We start from the raw sequence: 19,033 nt of genomic DNA, 5'->3' as shown, positions 1-19,033 counted from the left end.
GAATTAGTTACTCTTCTTTTGCGCCGGAGTCTGGCCTTTGTTTTTGTCTTGCAACTGCGACGGCACCAGAACGGTGGTGACGCGTTTGCCTTTCTCGCTGAAGGCCTGCATTTTCTGCTCTTTCACCAGGTAGGTGATTTTGTCGCCGGTAATGTTGCTGTCAAGCTGCTCCAGATAAGCGTTGCCGGTCAGCACCACAAAATCTTTCGCCAGCTCGTAATGCATATGGGAAGCGTGGCCTTTCACCGGCTTACCGTTGTCCTGCATCTGGTAGAAGGTGGCCGGATTGCCGTAACCGTCGATCACCTCTTTCCCCTGTTCGCCGCCAGGGCGGGTAACCACGACTTTATCGGCGTTGATCTTAATCGTGCCCTGGGTCATTACCACGTTGCCCGTAAAGGTCACGACGTTGCCTTGCATATCCAGCGACTGTTGATCCGAGTCAATATGAATAGGCTGTTCGGTATCGCCCGTGACGGCGAAGGCCGGAATGCTGGCGGCCAGCAGCGAGCCGGCAAGCATAAGATTAAGGCTGAGTTTGTTTGTTTTGAATTTCATAAGAGGTTCTAACCTTTTCAATCAGCTCGGCGTTCTTGCTGCGTAAGTTACCGCGCATTTTCAGTCCGCTGGAGTTAAATGTTGTGCCGTATAACGTCACCAGATCGTTCGAGGTAACATCCTGCGTCACCAGATTAATCTGCGCGTTATCGGTGGTAATTCTGCGTAATTGAGCGTCAGGCACCAGGGCGTTGACTTCAACATGGCCATACAGATAGAGCATCCGATCGTTAGTCAATTTGGCTTTATCGGCCTTGATCGACCATGTCGGCACTTTATCCTTATCAAAGGTGGTTAATACCGGTTGCGTAAACCATGAGACCGCCTGATCGGAAAAATATTCAACGTGCTGCGCGATCAGACGATAGCTCAACGCGCCTTCCGGACTGTACACGACGGTATCCGTATGCTCGCTTTTATACGTGGGATCGTTGCTGTTGACCATCACGGCAGCAGGATCGTCTTTATCCGCCAGATTGATACCAATCAGTACCAGAATGGCCAGCGACAGTAGAATGATAACCCAACGTCTGGTTTTACTCATATCGATTGCCCTTTGGCCTCATCCAGCTTGCCCTGCGCCAGCAGCAGCAAATCACACACCTCACGTACCGCGCCGCGCCCGCCGGCAATGTGCGTCACATAGTCAGCGCGGGGGATCAGCAGCGGATGCGCATCCGCAACGGCAACGCTTAACCCCACTTTTTCCATCACCGGCCAGTCAATCAGATCATCGCCGACATAGGCAACATTTTCCGGCGCAATGGCCAGTTTTTCCAGCAGATCGCTAAAGGCGAGCAGCTTATTCGACTGTCCCTGATAAAGATGGACAATCCCCAGCGTGGCGCAGCGATCTTCTACAAGTTTAGCCTTTCGTCCGGTAATAATGGCAACCTCGATATTGGAGGTCAAAGCACAGCGAATACCATAGCCGTCACGAACGTTGAAAGCCTTCAGCTCTTCGCCGTTATTGCCCATATAAATCAGGCCGTCAGACAATACGCCATCCACGTCCAGGATGAGCAGGCGGATATTCTCCGCTTTGGTCATGACATGGGTGCTGACGGGGCCATAACAGGTCGCAAGCGACGCACCTGCTTTACTCATCGTTAATTATCCTTGAGTTTCTACACGACGCCTGCACGCAGGAGATCATGCATATGTAACACACCGAGTAACTGGTCGCCATCAGCAACCAGTACGGAGGTGATATGGCGGGACTGCATTAAATTCAGCGCATCGACGGCGAGAATACCGGGACGCACGCGAATGCCCCCTGGCGTCATCACCTCGGCGATCCCCAACTGGCGCATATCGCCGCCCATATCGAACACGCGACGTAAATCGCCGTCGGTGAAGATACCGTCGATCTTCATGGATTCATCGCAAATGACGGTCATACCGAGATTTTTACGCGTAATTTCTAACAGCGCATCACGCAGGGTGGCATGTTTATTAACATGCGGGATCTCATCGCCAGTATGCATAATATCGCTTACGCGCAGCAGTAGCTTACGTCCCAGCGCGCCGCCAGGATGCGACAGAGCAAAATCCTCGGCGGTAAAGCCGCGCGCTTTTAATAACGCCACGGCGAGCGCGTCGCCCATCACCAGCGTTGCGGTGGTACTACTGGTAGGCGCCAGGCCTAACGGACACGCTTCTTTGGGCACTTTAACACACAGATGCACATCTGCCGCACGCGCCATGCTGCTTTCCGGTCGCCCGGTAATGCAAATTAACGGCACGTGCAGACGTTTAAGTACCGGTATTAGCGCCGCGATCTCGCTGGATTCGCCGGAGTTGGAGATAGCGATAACCACATCCTGCGGCGTAACCATCCCCAAATCGCCGTGCGCGGCTTCGCCCGGATGTACAAAAAAGGAAGAGGTGCCGGTACTGGCGAACGTGGCGGCCATTTTCCGTCCGATATGACCGGATTTTCCCATCCCCATGACCACCACTTTTCCGGTGCAGTTGAACATTTTTTCACAGGCCAGGGTGAAATTCTGATCGATGTATTGATCAAGCTCCGCCAGGCCTTCACGTTCAATTTCCAGGACCTCTTTGCCTGCCTGCTGAAAGTCAAACCCCGGTTGCAACGCTAAATGCGACATAATCCGTTTCCAGTTATCCAACAAGAAGTGGCGATAGCCAATAGAGCATCGCCAGCCATACGATAAACCCGCCGGTCAGCAGTATACCTGCGCCCCGACCAATCTGACGCGGATGCCGCCAGCAAAGTAAAGCGAAAACCACGCTAACCAGCAACATCACGCTATAATCACGCCCAAACGCCAGCGGATTGATCTCCCCCGGCGCGATCAGCGCAGGCAGTCCCAGCACGATAGCGAGATTAAAAATATTGGCGCCAATGAGATTACCAACGGCAATATCATTTTCGCCTTTTCGCACGCCGGCAATCGCCGTCGCCAGCTCTGGCAGACTGGTGCCGACGGCGATGACTGTCAGACCGAGCGTTAATTCACTCATGGCGAAATAGTTCGCCAGCACCGTAGCGTTATCGATTACCATGCGCGTCGCCATCGGCATGATGACCAGCGCAATGCCCAGCCATAAGAACGCGACGGGGAGCCCGCCTTCGCGCGGCAGCTCCGCCAGTTGTTCGCGGGTGAGGCTGTCATTCCCCTGGCGTTCGGCCAGACGCGCGATTTTAACAATGAATAACAGCCATAGCACAGCCAGAAGCAGGAGAAAGATACCATCACTGCGACTTAACTGTCCGTCATGCAGTACGGAACCGGCTACCACGCTAACAAATAACATTAATGGCAATTCGCGACGTAGAACATCGGAATGCACGGTAAATGGACGAACCAGCGCCGCCAGCCCTAAGATCAGCAAAATATTGGTGATGTTAGAACCGAGCGCCGCGCCGACGGCCAAATCGAGCTGACCGTGTAGCGATGCGGCGGCCGACACAATAATTTCCGGCAGCGAGGTGCCGATACTCACGACCGTCATCCCGATGATCAGCGGGGGAATACCGAATGTACGGCATAAAATAGAGGCCGCAAACACCAGACGATCGGCGCCGTAGGCCACCAGAAGCAAACCAATTATGAGTAGCGCCATCGCTAAAAGCATCTAAAGTCCTTTCTTCAGGTATACTCGCCGGTCCCCTGGAAGGGATATCTGGAAGCCGTAACGAAGTCCTAATTTTGACTTTATGCGGCTAAAAAGTAAAACGAATGCCAGCTTTCGCTAACCCTGTCAGTTAATATTCTGTAATTATGTCGAACCCATGGTTAAATTCAGCGCCATGGTTACCTCAACAAGGCAATACGAAGGATGAATCAATGGGTCAGTCTGCGGCCAATTTAGTCGATATGCGCGACGTCAGCTTTTCCCGTGGCGAACGCTGCATTTTCGATAATATTTCCCTGACGGTGCCGCGCGGGAAGATCACGGCGATCATGGGGCCGTCGGGCATCGGTAAAACCACGCTGTTGCGCCTGATTGGCGGACAGATCCCGCCGGATAAGGGCGAGATCTTATTTGATGGCGAGAATGTGCCGGCCATGTCCCGTTCGCGGCTCTACACCGTCCGCAAACGTATGAGTATGCTGTTTCAGTCGGGAGCGCTGTTTACCGACATGAACGTGTTTGACAATGTGGCCTATCCGCTACGGGAGCACACCAATTTACCCGCGCCGCTGCTAAAAAGCGTCGTGATGATGAAACTGGAAGCTGTCGGGCTGCGCGGCGCGGCAAAACTGATGCCTTCCGAGCTCTCCGGTGGGATGGCGCGCCGCGCCGCGTTGGCGCGCGCCATTGCTCTGGAACCGGATCTCATCATGTTCGATGAGCCGTTTGTCGGCCAGGACCCGATTACCATGGGCGTTCTGGTGAAGCTGATTTCAGAATTGAACAGCGCGCTGGGCGTGACCTGCGTGGTGGTCTCGCATGATGTGCCAGAGGTGCTCAGTATTGCGGATCACGCCTGGATCATGGCGGACAAAAAAATCGTCGCTCACGGTAGCGCTCAGGCGTTGCAGGAGAATACGGACCCGCGCGTGCGTCAGTTCCTTGACGGTATTGCCGACGGGCCGGTTCCGTTCCGCTATCCGGCGGGCGACTATCACCTTGATTTACTCGAAACAGGGAGTTAAGCCACTCATGCTGTTAAATGCGCTGGCAGCACTCGGACACAGCGGGATCAAAACCGTCAGGACGTTCGGGCGCGCCGGGTTAATGTTATTCAATGCGATTATCGGTAAGCCGGAGTTTCGCAAACATGCGCCGCTGCTGGTGCGCCAGCTTTATAATGTGGGCGTCTTGTCGATGCTTATCATTATTGTCTCCGGCGTATTCATCGGTATGGTGCTGGGGCTGCAAGGCTATCTGGTTCTGACCACTTACAGCGCGGAGACCAGTCTTGGCATGTTAGTGGCGCTTTCGCTGCTGCGCGAGCTGGGGCCGGTGGTCGCGGCGTTGCTGTTTGCCGGGCGGGCCGGGTCGGCGTTGACGGCGGAAATCGGCCTGATGCGGGCGACGGAGCAGCTCTCCAGTATGGAGATGATGGCGGTCGATCCATTGCGCCGGGTGATTTCGCCGCGCTTTTGGGCGGGCGTGATTTCATTGCCGCTACTGACCATTATCTTTGTGGCGGTCGGTATCTGGGGCGGCTCGCTGGTCGGCGTAAGCTGGAAGGGAATCGACGCCGGGTTCTTCTGGTCCGCGATGCAGAATGCCGTCGACTGGCGTATGGACCTGGTGAACTGTCTGATAAAGAGCGTGGTGTTCGCCATTACGGTAACATGGATTGCGTTATTCAACGGTTATGACGCAATACCGACTTCTGCCGGGATTAGCCGGGCAACGACGCGTACCGTGGTTCACGCATCGTTGGCCGTTCTGGGGCTGGATTTTGTGCTGACCGCACTGATGTTTGGGAATTGAGTTCATGCAAACGAAAAAAAATGAAATTTGGGTAGGCGTTTTTTTGCTGGTAGCGTTGCTGGCGGCGCTGTTTGTTTGCCTGAAGGCGGCAAATGTGACCTCTATGCGCACGGAGCCGACCTATAAGGTTTATGCGACCTTCGATAACATCGGCGGTCTGAAAGTGCGTTCCCCGGTACGCATCGGCGGGGTGGTTGTCGGGCGGGTTGAAGATATCTCGCTTGATCCGAAAACATACCTGCCGCGCGTAACGCTCGACATCGAAGAGCGTTATAACCATATTCCCGATACCAGCTCGTTGAGTATTCGTACTTCCGGACTGCTGGGGGAGCAATATCTGGCATTAAACGTCGGTTTTGAAGATCCTGAGCTGGGAACGTCTATCCTCAAAGATGGGAGTACGATTCAGGACACCAAGTCTGCAATGGTGCTGGAAGATATGATTGGCCAGTTCCTTTATAACAGCAAAGGCGACGACAATAAGAATTCTGGCGATGCGCCAGCCGCAACGGAAGGTCATACTGAAGCCACAACGCCCGCGGGCGAAACGAAATAATCTCAGGAGAATTGAGGCATGTTTAAACGACTGATGATGGTGGCCCTGCTGGTCATTGCGCCATTAAGCGCAGCAACGGCAGCGGATCAGAGCAATCCTTATAAACTGATGAACGAGGCGGCGCAGAAAACTTTTGATCGCCTGAAAAACGAACAGCCGAAAATTCGTGCCAATCCGGATTACCTACGCGACGTTGTTGAGCAGGAACTTCTGCCGTACGTGCAGGTAAAATATGCCGGCGCGCTGGTGTTGGGCCGCTATTACAAAGAGGCGACTCCGGCGCAGCGTGAAGCCTATTTTGCCGCGTTTCGCGAATACCTGAAACAGGCCTACGGTCAGGCGCTGGCGATGTACCACGGTCAGACTTACCAGATAGCGCCTGAGCAACCGCTGGGCGATGCGACCATTGTGCCTATCCGTGTAACGATTATCGATCCCAACGGTCGTCCGCCGGTACGCCTGGATTTCCAGTGGCGCAAAAACACCCAGACCGGCAACTGGCAGGCGTATGACATGATTGCGGAAGGTGTCAGCATGATCACCACCAAGCAAAATGAGTGGAGCGATCTGCTGCGTACTAAAGGCATCGACGGCCTGACCGCACAACTGAAATCTATCTCTCAACAGAAAATTACTTTGGACGAGAAACAGTAATGACGCCGCAACTCACCTGGACGCGTGAGGCGGACACTCTGGTGCTGGCGGGAGAGCTGGATCAGGACGTGTTGGCGCCGCTATGGGACGCGCGCGTAGAAGCGATGAATGGCGTTACCCGTATCGACCTGAGTCAGATCTCCAGGGTAGATACGGGGGGACTGGCGCTGCTGGCGCACCTTGTGAACCAGGCAAAAAAGCAGGGCAATGCCGTGTCGCTGTCTGGCGTTAACGACAAGGTTTACGCGCTGGCGCAATTATATAACTTGCCCGAAGACGTACTTCCCCGTATGTAATGAATGCCGGATGGTTTATCCGGCCTACACTTCGCATGATCCCCGTAGGCCGGATAAGTTGCGTTAGCAGCACCATCCGGCACTTTTACCGCGCTGATTTATCAGCGTAATCTTTTGCTTATTTAAGACGGCGCGACTTTGCTCTAAGATGTTGGGCTGTTTTCACTATTTGACGAATAAAGAACCCATGGAAAATCATGAAATTCAGAGTGTGCTGATGAATGCCCTCTCCCTCCAGGAAGTCCACGTCTCCGGCGATGGCAGTCACTTTCAGGTTATTGCCGTGGGCGAGATGTTTGACGGCATGAGCCGGGTCAAGAAACAGCAAACGGTCTATGGGCCGCTAATGGAGTACATTGCGGACAACCGTATCCATGCCGTATCGATCAAAGCATATACCCCGGCGGAATGGGCGCGCGATCGTAAACTTAACGGATTTTAAGCTACGGGTAACCTGCCGGTAGCGGAGATGAATGCTTAACTGAGAATACAATAATGGATAAATTTCGTGTACAGGGGCCAACGACGCTCCAGGGCGAAGTCACAATTTCCGGCGCCAAAAACGCCGCGCTGCCGATCCTGTTCGCCGCTCTGCTGGCAGAAGAACCGGTAGAGATCCAAAACGTTCCAAAACTGAAAGACGTGGATACGTCGATGAAGCTCTTGAGCCAATTAGGCGCGAAAGTGGAACGCAATGGATCGGTACATATTGACGCCAGCCAGGTGAACGTGTTCTGCGCGCCTTATGATCTGGTTAAGACCATGCGCGCCTCGATATGGGCGCTGGGGCCGCTGGTTGCCCGTTTTGGTCAGGGACAAGTCTCTCTGCCGGGGGGCTGTACTATCGGCGCGCGTCCGGTTGATCTGCATATTACCGGTCTGGAACAACTGGGTGCGACCATCAAGCTGGAAGAGGGCTACGTAAAGGCCTCCGTCGAAGGACGTCTTAAAGGGGCGCATATCGTGATGGATAAGGTCAGCGTCGGCGCGACCGTCACCATTATGTGTGCCGCCACGCTGGCGGAAGGGACGACCATCATTGAAAACGCCGCGCGCGAGCCGGAAATTGTCGACACCGCTAACTTCCTGGTTACGCTGGGGGCGAAGATCGCCGGGCAGGGCACCGATCGTATTACGATCGAGGGCGTAGAGCGTCTGGGCGGCGGCGTTTATCGTGTGCTGCCGGATCGTATCGAAACGGGGACTTTCCTGGTGGCGGCAGCGATCTCTCGCGGCAAAATCATCTGCCGTAACGCGCAACCGGACACTCTGGACGCAGTACTGGCGAAACTGCGCGATGCTGGCGCGGATATCGAAGTGGGCGAGGACTGGATTAGTCTGGACATGCACGGCAAACGGCCGAAGGCGGTCAATGTCCGTACCGCGCCGCACCCGGCATTTCCGACCGATATGCAGGCGCAGTTCACGTTGCTGAACCTGGTGGCGGAAGGGACGGGCTTTATCACTGAAACCGTCTTTGAAAACCGTTTTATGCACGTGCCTGAACTCAGCCGCATGGGCGCGCGTGCGGAAATTGAAAGCAATACCGTCATATGCCATGGTGTAGAAACGCTCTCTGGCGCCCAGGTCATGGCGACAGATCTGCGGGCATCTGCGAGCCTGGTGCTGGCGGGCTGTATTGCGGAAGGCACGACGATTGTGGATCGCATTTATCACATCGATCGCGGTTATGAGCGCATCGAAGACAAACTGCGCGCGCTAGGCGCGAATATTGAACGCGTGAAAGGCGAATAACCTTCTGTACGCTGAATAACCCCCGCGAACGCGATGCGGGGGTTGTTTTACAGGCACTTACTCTACATTCTGTTTGTTTTTATTACGCGCTCTCATAAGCCGCGTTCTGTCGATAAACTCATGCGTGCGCGGATCGTGATAACGCGATGGCCAAATAACCCAGGGTTCCGTTCCCAATGCTTTCGCGATAATCAACTCTCCTTTCGGCCACGGGCGCGTTAATGCATTGGCCAGCGTGGATGAACTCAATCCATTCCGGCGTGACTCAGCGGCCATTGAAGTCCCTTTTTTACGTAGTCCGGCAATGATATCGGCCGGATGCCAGTCAATAAGCTTGCTTTCCATACATCCATCACTCCTTAGGTTAATCACTTACGGTTTTAACAACCCGACGACGTTCGATACTATAACGCTTCGTGAAGGAATGTTCTAAAAAGTTCATGTAAGTGGCGGCAATATTCAGAATATGCCAGGGGAAGTCCTGGACGAGTATGTGAAAGACAGGCGATAGGGTATCTGGAGTTTATTAGAACTTAATGGGATATCCCGCGCAGTACGCGGGATAAGAGAACGGCATTAACGATCGCGCTGCACCGCGATGTGTGCGAGACCGATTAGCGCCTCACGCCATGGGGTATCCGGCAATATCTGCAACGCGGATATCGCTTTGTCGGCTTCTTCTTCCGCTCGCTGACGCGTCCATTCCAGCGAGCCGCAGGTGGTCATCGCTTCCAGAACCGGTTCCAGAAGATGACGGCCATTACCTTGTTCAATAGCGGTACGGATCATCGCTGACTGTTCTGGCGTACCGTGGCGCATGGCGTGAAGCAACGGTAAGGTAGGTTTGCCCTCATTGAGGTCATCACCCACATTTTTACCGAGATGCTCGCCGTCGGCACTGTAATCCAGCAGATCGTCAATGAGCTGGAAAGCCGTACCAAGGTAGCGGCCATAGTCCTGCAACCCTTTCTCTTGCTCAGGCGTACAACCGGCAAGAATACCGGAGCACTGGGCGGCAGCTTCGAACAGACGGGCCGTTTTACTGTAAATCACCCGCATGTAATTTTCTTCGGTAATGTCCGGGTCATTCACGTTCATCAATTGCAGCACTTCGCCTTCTGCAATCACGTTGACCGCTTCCGACATCACTTCCAGCACTTTTAACGAGCCGAGGCTGGTCATCATCTGGAAGGCGCGGGTATAGATAAAGTCGCCGACCAACACGCTGGCGGCATTACCGAAGGCGGCATTTGCCGTCGCTTTGCCGCGACGCATATCGGATTCATCCACCACATCATCATGTAGCAGCGTCGCCGTGTGGATAAACTCGATCAGAGCGGCGATAGTCACGTGCGCGTTACCCTGATAACCCACCGCGCGCGCGGCAAGAACGGCAATCATCGGACGAATGCGTTTTCCGCCGCCGCTAATAATGTAATATCCTAGCTGATTAATCAGTTGAACGTCGGAATTAAGCTGTTCAAGGATTGTCGCATTGACACCCGCCATATCTTGCGCGGTTAACTCGTTGATTTTTTCTAAATTCATCGCAAAAGCCGGGCTTATCGCCCCGATTATCCCATGTCTGAATGAGGTAACGTAGGGTTTATGGTTAGAAATATACCCTGATTGTACTGAAAAAACGCCGCAGATAAACGTTACCGTATGCGTTGTGTTTTTTTTCTTCATGTATTGATGGTAGCACTTGTCAAAGCCGTGCAATTTGCGTAATATTCGCGCCCTATTGTGAATATTTATAGCGCGCTCTGAATCATTGAAAGGTGTGCGCGGAAGCGGAGTTTTTTATGTACGCGGTTTTCCAAAGTGGTGGTAAACAACACCGAGTAAGCGAAGGTCAGACCGTTCGCCTGGAAAAGCTGGACATCGCAACTGGCGAAACTATCGAGTTCGCTGAAGTTCTGATGATCGCAAACGGTGAAGAAGTCAAAATCGGCGTTCCTTTCGTTGATGGCGGCGTAATCAAAGCTGAAGTTGTTGCCCACGGTCGTGGCGAGAAAGTTAAAATCGTTAAGTTTCGTCGCCGTAAACACTACCGTAAGCAGCAGGGCCATCGTCAGTGGTTCACTGATGTGAAAATTACCGGCATCAGCGCTTAAGATTAGGGGAGCAGATTAAATGGCACATAAAAAGGCTGGCGGCTCGACTCGTAACGGTCGCGATTCTGAAGCTAAACGTCTGGGCGTAAAACGCTTTGGCGGTGAAGCAGTTCTGGCAGGCAGCATCATCGTTCGTCAACGTGGTACTAAATTCCACGCTGGCACCAACGTTGGTTGCGGTCGTGACCACACTCTGTTTGCTAAAGCAGACGGTAAAGTGAAATTCGAAGTTAAAGGCCCGAAAAACCGTAAATACATCAGCATCGTTGCTGAGTAAGTTTTTTGTGGTCCGGTAACGGATGAAAGCCCCGCACCTGTTGCGGGGCTTTTTACATTCGATGGCCGACTAAAATATACCCGTGTGGCTGTGCGAATGCCGTTAACGGGTCTTTGCAGGGAACACGGCATGAAGCAGCAGGCAGGCATTGGCATTCTTTTAGCGCTCACTACCGCGATGTGCTGGGGAGCGTTGCCAATAGCAATGAAGCAAGTGCTGGAGGTGATGGAGCCTTCAACTATTGTCTTCTACCGCTTCTTAATGGCCAGTATTGGCCTCGGGGCGATACTGGCAGTAAAAAGAAAGCTGCCGCCGCTGCGTATTTTTCGTAAGCCGCGTTGGTTGGTGTTATTGGCGATAGCGACCTGCGGACTGTTCGGTAATTTCATTTTGTTCAGTTCTTCCCTGCAATATTTAAGCCCAACCGCGTCGCAGGTTATCGGCCAGCTCTCGCCGGTTGGCATGATGGTCGCCAGCGTCTTTATTCTGAAAGAAAAGATGCGCGGTACGCAGGTGATTGGCGCGCTGATGTTATTGAGCGGGCTGGTGATGTTTTTTAACACCAGTCTGATCGAGATTTTTACCCGACTGACCGACTACACCTGGGGCGTTATTTTTGGCGTAGGCGCGGCGATGGTGTGGGTGAGCTATGGCGTGGCGCAAAAAGTATTATTGCGACGTCTGGCCTCGCAGCAGATCCTGTTTTTACTGTACACTTTATGTACGATAGCGCTCTTGCCGCTGGCAAAACCGATGGTGATAGCGCAACTGAGCGACTGGCAGCTCGCCTGTTTGATTTTCTGCGGGCTAAATACGCTGGTAGGATATGGCGCCCTGGCGGAAGCGATGGCGCGTTGGCAGGCGGCGCAGGTGAGCGCGATAATCACGCTTACACCGCTATTTACCCTGCTGTTTTCAGATCTTTTATCTATGGCCTGGCCCGATTTCTTCGCCAGACCGATGTTAAACCTTTTAGGTTATCTCGGTGCGTTTGTCGTGGTTGCGGGCGCGATGTATTCCGCCATTGGTCATCGTATTTGGGGCGGTTTACGCAAGCATGAAACGGTGGTTTCGCAACCCCGCTCAGGCGAATGATTTACGGAGAATAAAATGAAGTTTGTTGATGAAGCATCGATTCTGGTCGTTGCAGGCGATGGCGGTAATGGCTGTGTGAGCTTCCGCCGCGAAAAATATATCCCGAAAGGCGGCCCGGACGGCGGTGATGGCGGCGACGGCGGCGACGTCTGGATGGAAGCCGATGAAAACCTGAATACGCTGATCGATTACCGCTTTGAAAAATCGTTCCGCGCTGAACGTGGTCAGAATGGCGCGAGCCGCGACTGTACCGGTAAACGCGGTAAAGACGTGACCATCAAAGTGCCGGTCGGTACGCGCGTTATCGACCAGGGAACCGGTGAAACGATGGGCGACATGACCAAACACGGTCAGCGTCTGTTGGTCGCGAAGGGCGGCTGGCATGGGTTAGGCAATACCCGTTTTAAATCCTCGGTTAACCGTACGCCGCGCCAGAAAACCAATGGTACGCCGGGCGATAAGCGCGACCTGCTGCTGGAACTGATGCTGCTGGCGGATGTCGGGATGCTGGGGATGCCAAACGCCGGTAAATCAACGTTCATTCGCGCGGTATCGGCAGCAAAACCGAAAGTCGCGGACTATCCGTTTACCACGCTGGTGCCGAGCCTGGGCGTGGTACGTATGGACAGCGAAAAGAGTTTTGTGGTGGCCGACATTCCGGGGTTGATCGAAGGCGCGGCGGAAGGCGCGGGCCTGGGGATTCGCTTCCTGAAGCACCTCGAACGTTGCCGCGTACTGCTGCACCTCATTGATATCGATCCGATCGACGGTTCCGATCCGGTGGAAAACGCCCGTATCATTATTGGCGAACTGGAAAAATACAGCCAGGATCTGGCGGCTAAACCGCGCTGGTTAGTGTTCAACAAGATCGATCTGATGGATAAAACCGAAGCGGAAGAGAAAGCGAAAGCGATCGCCGAAGCGTTGGGCTGGGAAGGGAAATACTATCTGATTTCCGCTGCCAGTCAGCTAGGGGTGAAAGATCTCTGCTGGGATGTGATGACCTTTATCATCGAGAATCCGATCGCGCAGGCTGAAGAAGCAAAACAGCCGGAAAAAGTCGAGTTCATGTGGGACGATTATCATCGCCAGCAGCTGGCTGAAGTGGAAGAAGACGCAGACGATGACTGGGATGACGACTGGGATGAAGACGACGAAGAAGGCGTCGAGTTCATCTACAAACGTTAATCTCGTAGCCGGATGGCGCTTACGCTTATCCGGCCTATAAAAGCCAACGGGCCGCATTTGCGGCCCGTTTTATTATGTTCGTTGTAGGCCGGATAAGACGCGTTAGCGCCGCCATCCGGCAATAATGCACTCAGTTATTCTGATAAATATCCTTGTACAATCGACTCTCGAAGCGTACCAGCGGAATACGTCGATTACGCTGATCGGCAGGTGGAACCGCGTAGCCGGACAAATACTGTACAAATGCCATCCGTTGCCCGCTTGCGGTGGTAATAAAGCCCGCCAGATTATACACGCCCTGCAGTGACCCGGTTTTCGCTGAAACCTTACCGTCTACGCCCGCCTGATGCAGCCCGGCGCGGTATTGTAATGAACCATCATAGCCCGCCAGCGGCAGCATAGAGATAAAGTTAAGCTCATTATCGTGTTGGGCGATATATTGCAGCACCTGCATCATCGTGGCGGGAGCGATCAGATTATGGCGAGAAAGACCGGAACCGTCGGCAATAATGGTATTGCCGATATCAATTCCCGCCTGTTGGCGCAGGATCTGGCGAACGGCATCCGATCCCGCCCGCCAGGTGCCAGGCACGTTAAACCTGACATGACCAATCATCCGAAAAACAGTATCGGCGATCATGTTGTCTGACTTTTTCAGCATAATCTTAAGCAGATCGTGCAGTGGCGCCGACTGTTTACTGGCGACGATCGTTCCGGGCTCGTTAACCTGCGTCTGGCGCAGCAGCGTGCCGCGGTAAGTTATCCCGGCCTCTTTCAGTTCCTGCTTGAGGATCGCGCCCGCGTAGCTGGCGCCGTCCTGAATAGCAAAGGCCAGCGGCAGCGGGTCGGCGCGCTGTGGTAAACAGCCGGTAAGCGTATAACGGTTCAAATCGCCAGGCACAACATCCAGCTCGCAATACTGCGCGTCTGCCGAACCGCGCGGCAGAGTCCGTACCTGGCTGAACATCGTTACCGGATAATAAGAGGCCACGCGAATAAAGGCTAAATCGTTTGGTTTTTGCGCGCTATAAAGCGACACAGAAAAACAGTTGCGGTCAACAATGGCGGCGGCGGGAGGCGCGCTGAAACACTGCGTCAGGTCGTTCCACGGCCAGCCTGGCGCTTTATCGTGGCTGGCGAAAATCGACGTGTCGATAAGCACATTGCCGTCGATTTGCGTGACGCCTGACTTTTTCAGCGTCGCGACCATATTGCGAATATCCTGACGTTTTAGCGTTGGATCGCCACCGAAGCGCGCAATTAAGTCACCTTTCAGGATACCGTTATCGACGTTGCCTTTAGTCTCCAGCGTGGTCGTAAAACGGAAATCCGGGCCGAGTTGAATCAGCGCCGCCAGCGCGGTAATCACTTTTTGGGTACTGGCGGGAAGCGCCATCTGCTGACTATGATAATCAATAGCCGGCGCGGGCGCGCCAATCTTTTGCACCATCAGCGCGAGGTTGGCGCCGGCCGGAAGCTGTTTGATGTATTCGTCAATATTCGCGGCCTGAACGCTGAACGCTATACTGGTGGTCAATCCGATGATAAATCTGGAAAATCGCATAATCTCGCGCTAACACCCTGGAAACAAGCCGTCATACTACGGCGCAACGCCCTAAAAAGTAAACGATGACCCATAGGGAACTCCAGGGTAAAATGGTTATCAAAGAGGAAATTGTAGCTGACCTGGGACTGCGCGCCCGGGTTGGTGTTTTTTTGCTTCTGACCCTGGTATGGCATATGCCGGGGCTGGCTTAGCAGCCGGGGTAGAGTTCATTGCCCCCTACAGGAATGTTCAAGAGGTATAACAAATGCAAGCTATTCCGATGACCTTACGCGGAGCCGAAAAACTGCGCGAAGAGCTGGATTTTCTGAAATCTGTGCGCCGTCCTGAAATCATCGCCGCTATCGCCGAAGCGCGCGAACATGGCGATTTAAAAGAAAACGCGGAGTATCATGCTGCACGCGAACAGCAGGGTTTCTGCGAAGGGCGCATTAAAGATATCGAAGCAAAACTGTCGAATGCGCAGGTGATTGACGTTACCAAAATGCCGAACAATGGTCGCGTGATTTTCGGCGCTACCGTCACGGTGCTGAACCTGGACACCGACGAAGAGCAGACCTATCGTATTGTTGGCGATGATGAGGCGGATTTTAAGCAAAATCTCATTTCGGTAAACTCGCCAATCGCTCGCGGCCTGATCGGCAAAGAGCAGGATGACGTCGTGGTGATTAAAACGCCTGGCGGCGATGTGGAATACGAAGTGCTTAAAGTGGAATACCTTTAAGTAGTACTCAATACGCAAATTGTTGGTGTATTGTAAAGAAAGGAAAAAGGCCGCATAGCGGCCTTTTATCAACGGAGAGAGCGTGGCATTTTGCTTTCCTGCTCGTGGAAAACCCCTCGTTTTACACAGATTTTGTGTTCGACTTTAGGATATCCTTAACGCGGCAGCGAGATTTTACGCTCTTTAGTTGGGCGATACAGCACCAGCGTTTTACCGATGACCTGTACGTTACAGGCGCCGGTTTCGCGCACGATAGCGTCCACGATCAAGGTTTTTGTTTCGCGATCTTCCGAGGCGATTTTCACCTTGATAAGTTCATGGTGCTCTAACGCTTGTTCAATCTCGGCCAGTACCCCTTCGGTCAAACCATTATTGCCAAGCATAACAACAGGCTTGAGCGGATGTGCCAGACCTTTTAGGTGCTGTTTTTGTTTAGTACTCAGATTCATCGTATATTTTTGCTTACGTTGGGATTGAAAACGGGTCATTCTACCGCCATCTCCCTTATATCGCCAAATAGGCGTGTAGAAATTTACGCCATTGGCTACGATGAACTGCCCCGACGGGAAAGTTAAATGACAGGTAAAAAGCGTTCTGCCAGCTCAAGCCGCTGGCTTCAGGAACACTTTAGCGATAAATATGTTCAACAGGCGCAGAAAAAGGGGCTACGCTCCCGTGCCTGGTTTAAACTTGATGAAATACAGCAAAGTGACAAACTTTTTAAGCCGGGAATGACGGTAGTCGATCTCGGCGCTGCGCCAGGAGGCTGGTCACAGTATGTGGTCACGCAGATTGGCGGCAAAGGCCGCATCATCGCTTGTGATCTTTTACCTATGGATCCTATCGTTGGTGTGGACTTTCTTCAGGGCGATTTTCGTGATGAACTTGTCATGAAAGCGTTACTGGAACGCGTGGGTGACAGTAAAGTACAAGTTGTCATGTCGGATATGGCACCAAACATGAGCGGAACACCGGCGGTGGATATCCCCCGCGCCATGTATCTGGTGGAGCTGGCGTTAGAGATGTGCCGCGATGTGCTGGCGCCAGGCGGAAGTTTTGTAGTGAAGGTGTTCCAGGGCGAAGGTTTCGATGAGTATCTAAGGGAAATTCGCTCCCTGTTTACGAAGGTTAAAGTTCGTAAGCCGGACTCTTCGCGTGCGCGTTCGCGTGAAGTGTACATTGTAGCGACCGGGCGAAAGTGATAACCGGCAGATTTCAGACGTAAGGTTTGAAAGAAACTGGATATAGAGTATCCTGACGCTGTTTTTAACACAGTTGTAATAAGAGGTTAATCCCTTGAGTGACATGGCGAAAAACCTAATACTCTGGCTGGTCATTGCCGTTGTGCTGATGTCAGTATTCCAGAGCTTTGGGCCCAGCGAGTCTAATGGCCGTAAGGTGGATTACTCTACCTTCCTGCAAGAGGTCAATCAGGACCAGGTTCGCGAAGCGCGTATCAACGGACGTGAGATCAACGTTACCAAGAAAGATAGTAACCGTTACACGACTTACATTCCGATTAATGATCCGAAGCTGCTTGATAACCTGCTGACTAAAAACGTCAAGGTTGTTGGCGAACCACCTGAAGAGCCAAGCCTGCTGGCTTCTATCTTCATTTCCTGGTTCCCGATGCTGTTGCTGATCGGCGTCTGGATCTTCTTCATGCGTCAGATGCAGGGCGGCGGTGGCAAAGGCGCCATGTCGTTCGGTAAGAGCAAGGCGCGTATGCTGACGGAAGATCAGATCAAAACCACGTTTGCTGACGTTGCGGGTTGTGACGAAGCAAAAGAAGAAGTGGCGGAACTGGTTGAATACCTGCGTGAACCGAGCCGTTTCCAGAAGCTGGGCGGTAAAATTCCGAAAGGCGTCCTGATGGTCGGCCCGCCGGGTACCGGTAAAACCCTGCTGGCAAAAGCCATTGCGGGTGAAGCGAAGGTGCCATTCTTTACGATTTCCGGTTCTGACTTTGTGGAAATGTTCGTCGGTGTCGGCGCGTCTCGAGTGCGTGACATGTTCGAACAGGCCAAGAAAGCGGCGCCGTGCATTATCTTCATCGATGAAATCGACGCCGTAGGCCGCCAGCGTGGCGCAGGTCTTGGCGGCGGTCACGATGAACGTGAGCAGACGTTGAACCAGATGCTGGTTGAGATGGACGGCTTCGAAGGTAACGAAGGTATTATCGTTATCGCGGCAACCAACCGTCCGGACGTCCTTGACCCGGCGTTGCTGCGTCCAGGCCGTTTCGACCGTCAGGTTGTGGTCGGTCTGCCGGATGTTCGCGGTCGTGAGCAGATTCTGAAGGTGCATATGCGTCGCGTACCGTTAGCGACGGATATTGATGCGGCGATCATTGCGCGCGGTACGCCGGGCTTCTCCGGTGCTGACCTCGCGAACCTGGTGAACGAAGCGGCGCTGTTTGCGGCTCGTGGTAACAAGCGCGTTGTGTCGATGGTTGAGTTCGAGAAAGCGAAAGACAAAATCATGATGGGCGCCGAACGTCGCTCCATGGTGATGACGGAAGCGCAGAAAGAGTCGACCGCGTACCACGAAGCGGGCCACGCGATTATCGGTCGCCTGGTGCCGGAACACGATCCGGTGCACAAAGTGACGATTATCCCGCGCGGTCGTGCGCTGGGCGTGACCTTCTTCCTGCCTGAAGGCGACGCGATCAGCGCCAGCCGTCAGAAGCTGGAAAGCCAAATCAGCACGCTGTACGGTGGCCGTCTGGCGGAAGAGATTATCTACGGCGTTGAGCATGTTTCTACCGGCGCGTCGAACGACATTAAAGTCGCGACTAACCTGGCGCGTAACATGGTCACCCAGTGGGGCTTCTCGGAGAAACTCGGTCCGTTGCTGTACGCGGAAGAAGAGGGCGAAGTGTTCCTCGGCCGTAGCGTCGCAAAAGCGAAACATATGTCTGATGAAACTGCGCGTATCATCGACCAGGAAGTGAAAGCGCTGATTGAACGTAACTACAATCGCGCTCGTCAGATCCTGACTGACAATATGGATATTCTGCACGCGATGAAAGATGCGCTGATGAAATATGAAACCATCGATGCGCCGCAGATTGATGACCTGATGGCGCGTCGTGAAGTGCGTCCGCCTGCGGGCTGGGAAGATCCAAACGGCACCAATAACTCTGACAGCAATGGTACGCCTCAGGCGCCGCGTCCGGTTGATGAACCACGCACGCCGAACCCGGGCAACACGATGTCAGAGCAGCTGGGCGACAAATAAGCGTTTGTTGTACAACATTATGTTTAGCGCTCACCGAAACCCTGGGGCTTGCCCCGGGGTTTTTCTTTTTTAACTCACCATAAATAAAA

The 19,033-nt window shown here is 53.4% G+C and carries 23 protein-coding genes; 14 read left to right on the top strand and 9 right to left on the bottom strand.

All coding sequences use genetic code 11. The features are described 5' to 3' along the window. Positions 1 to 3: 3 nt before the first annotated feature. The 5 genes from lptA to ACLJQJ_RS13330 are packed head-to-tail and all read right to left on the bottom strand — an operon-like array spanning position 4 to position 3,663. Positions 4 to 558 (bottom strand): lipopolysaccharide ABC transporter substrate-binding protein LptA, encoded by a 555-nt coding sequence (gene lptA, locus ACLJQJ_RS13350; RefSeq protein WP_000669770.1) that lies wholly within the window; start codon positions 556 to 558, stop codon positions 4 to 6. Continuing rightward, complete coding sequence (gene lptC, locus ACLJQJ_RS13345; protein WP_000047845.1) at positions 527 to 1,102, bottom strand: LPS export ABC transporter periplasmic protein LptC; 576 nt, start codon at positions 1,100 to 1,102, stop codon at positions 527 to 529. The genes lptA and lptC overlap by 32 nt, the downstream gene beginning before the upstream one ends. Further along, entirely contained in the window at positions 1,099 to 1,665 is a 567-nt protein-coding gene (gene kdsC, locus ACLJQJ_RS13340; RefSeq protein WP_063809193.1) for a 3-deoxy-manno-octulosonate-8-phosphatase KdsC, read from the bottom strand. The genes lptC and kdsC overlap by 4 nt, the downstream gene beginning before the upstream one ends. Before the next feature lie 20 nt (positions 1,666 to 1,685). Beyond that, complete coding sequence (gene kdsD / locus ACLJQJ_RS13335) at positions 1,686 to 2,672, bottom strand: arabinose-5-phosphate isomerase KdsD (protein WP_000018612.1); 987 nt, start codon at positions 2,670 to 2,672, stop codon at positions 1,686 to 1,688. Positions 2,673 to 2,685: 13 nt separating this feature from the next. Beyond that, positions 2,686 to 3,663 carry a calcium/sodium antiporter gene (locus tag ACLJQJ_RS13330; protein WP_000922736.1) on the bottom strand — a complete coding sequence of 326 codons (978 nt, stop codon included), beginning with the start codon at positions 3,661 to 3,663 and terminating at the stop codon, positions 2,686 to 2,688. Between the two features lie 212 nt (positions 3,664 to 3,875). Between ACLJQJ_RS13330 and mlaF the strand changes: the two genes are divergently transcribed. From mlaF to murA, 7 genes are all read left to right on the top strand, one after another. Beyond that, positions 3,876 to 4,688: a phospholipid ABC transporter ATP-binding protein MlaF gene (gene mlaF, locus ACLJQJ_RS13325; protein ID WP_000531566.1), complete on the top strand. Its 813-nt coding sequence runs from the start codon at positions 3,876 to 3,878 to the stop codon at positions 4,686 to 4,688. Between the two features lie 7 nt (positions 4,689 to 4,695). Beyond that, positions 4,696 to 5,478 carry a lipid asymmetry maintenance ABC transporter permease subunit MlaE gene (gene mlaE, locus ACLJQJ_RS13320; protein WP_000925786.1) on the top strand — a complete coding sequence of 261 codons (783 nt, stop codon included), beginning with the start codon at positions 4,696 to 4,698 and terminating at the stop codon, positions 5,476 to 5,478. A 4-nt stretch (positions 5,479 to 5,482) separates the two neighbouring features. After that, positions 5,483 to 6,034, top strand: a complete 552-nt coding sequence (mlaD, locus tag ACLJQJ_RS13315) for an outer membrane lipid asymmetry maintenance protein MlaD (protein ID WP_001193591.1) — start codon at positions 5,483 to 5,485, stop codon at positions 6,032 to 6,034. 18 nt (positions 6,035 to 6,052) lie between these two features. Continuing rightward, entirely contained in the window at positions 6,053 to 6,688 is a 636-nt protein-coding gene (gene mlaC, locus ACLJQJ_RS13310) for a phospholipid-binding protein MlaC (RefSeq protein WP_000476476.1), read from the top strand. After that, positions 6,688 to 6,984 (top strand): lipid asymmetry maintenance protein MlaB, encoded by a 297-nt coding sequence (gene mlaB / locus ACLJQJ_RS13305; RefSeq protein ID WP_000188843.1) that lies wholly within the window; start codon positions 6,688 to 6,690, stop codon positions 6,982 to 6,984. The genes mlaC and mlaB overlap by 1 nt, the downstream gene beginning before the upstream one ends. A gap of 187 nt (positions 6,985 to 7,171) precedes the next feature. Then, the gene (gene ibaG / locus ACLJQJ_RS13300) at positions 7,172 to 7,426 is read left to right on the top strand and encodes a BolA family iron metabolism protein IbaG (RefSeq protein ID WP_001518349.1); all 255 of its coding nucleotides are present in this window, start codon (positions 7,172 to 7,174) and stop codon (positions 7,424 to 7,426) included. Between the two features lie 53 nt (positions 7,427 to 7,479). Then, the gene (gene murA, locus ACLJQJ_RS13295; protein ID WP_000357286.1) at positions 7,480 to 8,739 is read left to right on the top strand and encodes a UDP-N-acetylglucosamine 1-carboxyvinyltransferase; all 1,260 of its coding nucleotides are present in this window, start codon (positions 7,480 to 7,482) and stop codon (positions 8,737 to 8,739) included. A gap of 57 nt (positions 8,740 to 8,796) precedes the next feature. Here the strand turns inward: murA and sfsB are convergent, their stop codons facing one another. Both sfsB and ispB read right to left on the bottom strand, forming a co-directional pair. Continuing rightward, positions 8,797 to 9,084, bottom strand: a complete 288-nt coding sequence (gene sfsB / locus ACLJQJ_RS13290) for a DNA-binding transcriptional regulator SfsB (RefSeq protein ID WP_000444168.1) — start codon at positions 9,082 to 9,084, stop codon at positions 8,797 to 8,799. A 231-nt stretch (positions 9,085 to 9,315) separates the two neighbouring features. Beyond that, positions 9,316 to 10,287 (bottom strand): octaprenyl diphosphate synthase, encoded by a 972-nt coding sequence (gene ispB / locus ACLJQJ_RS13285; protein ID WP_001047354.1) that lies wholly within the window; start codon positions 10,285 to 10,287, stop codon positions 9,316 to 9,318. Between the two features lie 257 nt (positions 10,288 to 10,544). Here ispB and rplU point away from each other — a divergent pair, with 257 nt between their 5' ends. From rplU to cgtA, 4 genes are all read left to right on the top strand, one after another. Then, positions 10,545 to 10,856: a 50S ribosomal protein L21 gene (gene rplU / locus ACLJQJ_RS13280; RefSeq protein WP_000271396.1), complete on the top strand. Its 312-nt coding sequence runs from the start codon at positions 10,545 to 10,547 to the stop codon at positions 10,854 to 10,856. A 19-nt stretch (positions 10,857 to 10,875) separates the two neighbouring features. After that, a complete protein-coding gene (rpmA, locus tag ACLJQJ_RS13275; RefSeq protein WP_000940593.1) occupies positions 10,876 to 11,133 on the top strand; it encodes a 50S ribosomal protein L27 in 258 nt (85 codons plus the stop codon). Positions 11,134 to 11,262: 129 nt separating this feature from the next. Beyond that, entirely contained in the window at positions 11,263 to 12,228 is a 966-nt protein-coding gene (locus tag ACLJQJ_RS13270) for a DMT family transporter (RefSeq protein ID WP_000813052.1), read from the top strand. Positions 12,229 to 12,243: 15 nt separating this feature from the next. Beyond that, positions 12,244 to 13,416 carry an Obg family GTPase CgtA gene (cgtA, locus tag ACLJQJ_RS13265; RefSeq protein ID WP_000673556.1) on the top strand — a complete coding sequence of 391 codons (1,173 nt, stop codon included), beginning with the start codon at positions 12,244 to 12,246 and terminating at the stop codon, positions 13,414 to 13,416. Between the two features lie 130 nt (positions 13,417 to 13,546). Here cgtA and dacB read toward each other — a convergent pair whose 3' ends face one another. Beyond that, entirely contained in the window at positions 13,547 to 14,980 is a 1,434-nt protein-coding gene (gene dacB, locus ACLJQJ_RS13260) for a serine-type D-Ala-D-Ala carboxypeptidase (protein ID WP_052932758.1), read from the bottom strand. Positions 14,981 to 15,227: 247 nt separating this feature from the next. Here dacB and greA point away from each other — a divergent pair, with 247 nt between their 5' ends. Next, positions 15,228 to 15,704, top strand: coding sequence for a transcription elongation factor GreA (greA, locus tag ACLJQJ_RS13255; protein WP_001148008.1), 477 nt, complete (start codon positions 15,228 to 15,230; stop codon positions 15,702 to 15,704). A gap of 155 nt (positions 15,705 to 15,859) precedes the next feature. Here greA and yhbY read toward each other — a convergent pair whose 3' ends face one another. Then, positions 15,860 to 16,153 carry a ribosome assembly RNA-binding protein YhbY gene (yhbY, locus tag ACLJQJ_RS13250; RefSeq protein WP_001592995.1) on the bottom strand — a complete coding sequence of 98 codons (294 nt, stop codon included), beginning with the start codon at positions 16,151 to 16,153 and terminating at the stop codon, positions 15,860 to 15,862. Between the two features lie 126 nt (positions 16,154 to 16,279). Between yhbY and rlmE the strand changes: the two genes are divergently transcribed. Together rlmE and ftsH are read left to right on the top strand one after the other, a co-directional pair. Further along, the gene (gene rlmE / locus ACLJQJ_RS13245; protein ID WP_000145974.1) at positions 16,280 to 16,906 is read left to right on the top strand and encodes a 23S rRNA (uridine(2552)-2'-O)-methyltransferase RlmE; all 627 of its coding nucleotides are present in this window, start codon (positions 16,280 to 16,282) and stop codon (positions 16,904 to 16,906) included. A 103-nt stretch (positions 16,907 to 17,009) separates the two neighbouring features. Next, the gene (gene ftsH / locus ACLJQJ_RS13240; RefSeq protein WP_001107481.1) at positions 17,010 to 18,944 is read left to right on the top strand and encodes an ATP-dependent zinc metalloprotease FtsH; all 1,935 of its coding nucleotides are present in this window, start codon (positions 17,010 to 17,012) and stop codon (positions 18,942 to 18,944) included. The last annotated feature ends 89 nt before the right edge of the window (positions 18,945 to 19,033 follow it).

It is taken from the genome of Salmonella sp. SAL04202, from assembly GCF_046550775.1.
GTDB classification, from domain to species: Bacteria; Pseudomonadota; Gammaproteobacteria; order Enterobacterales; family Enterobacteriaceae; genus Salmonella; species Salmonella enterica.
The sequence above is the reverse complement of the archived record's forward strand: the minus strand, read 5'-3'. Positions and strand labels throughout refer to the sequence as shown.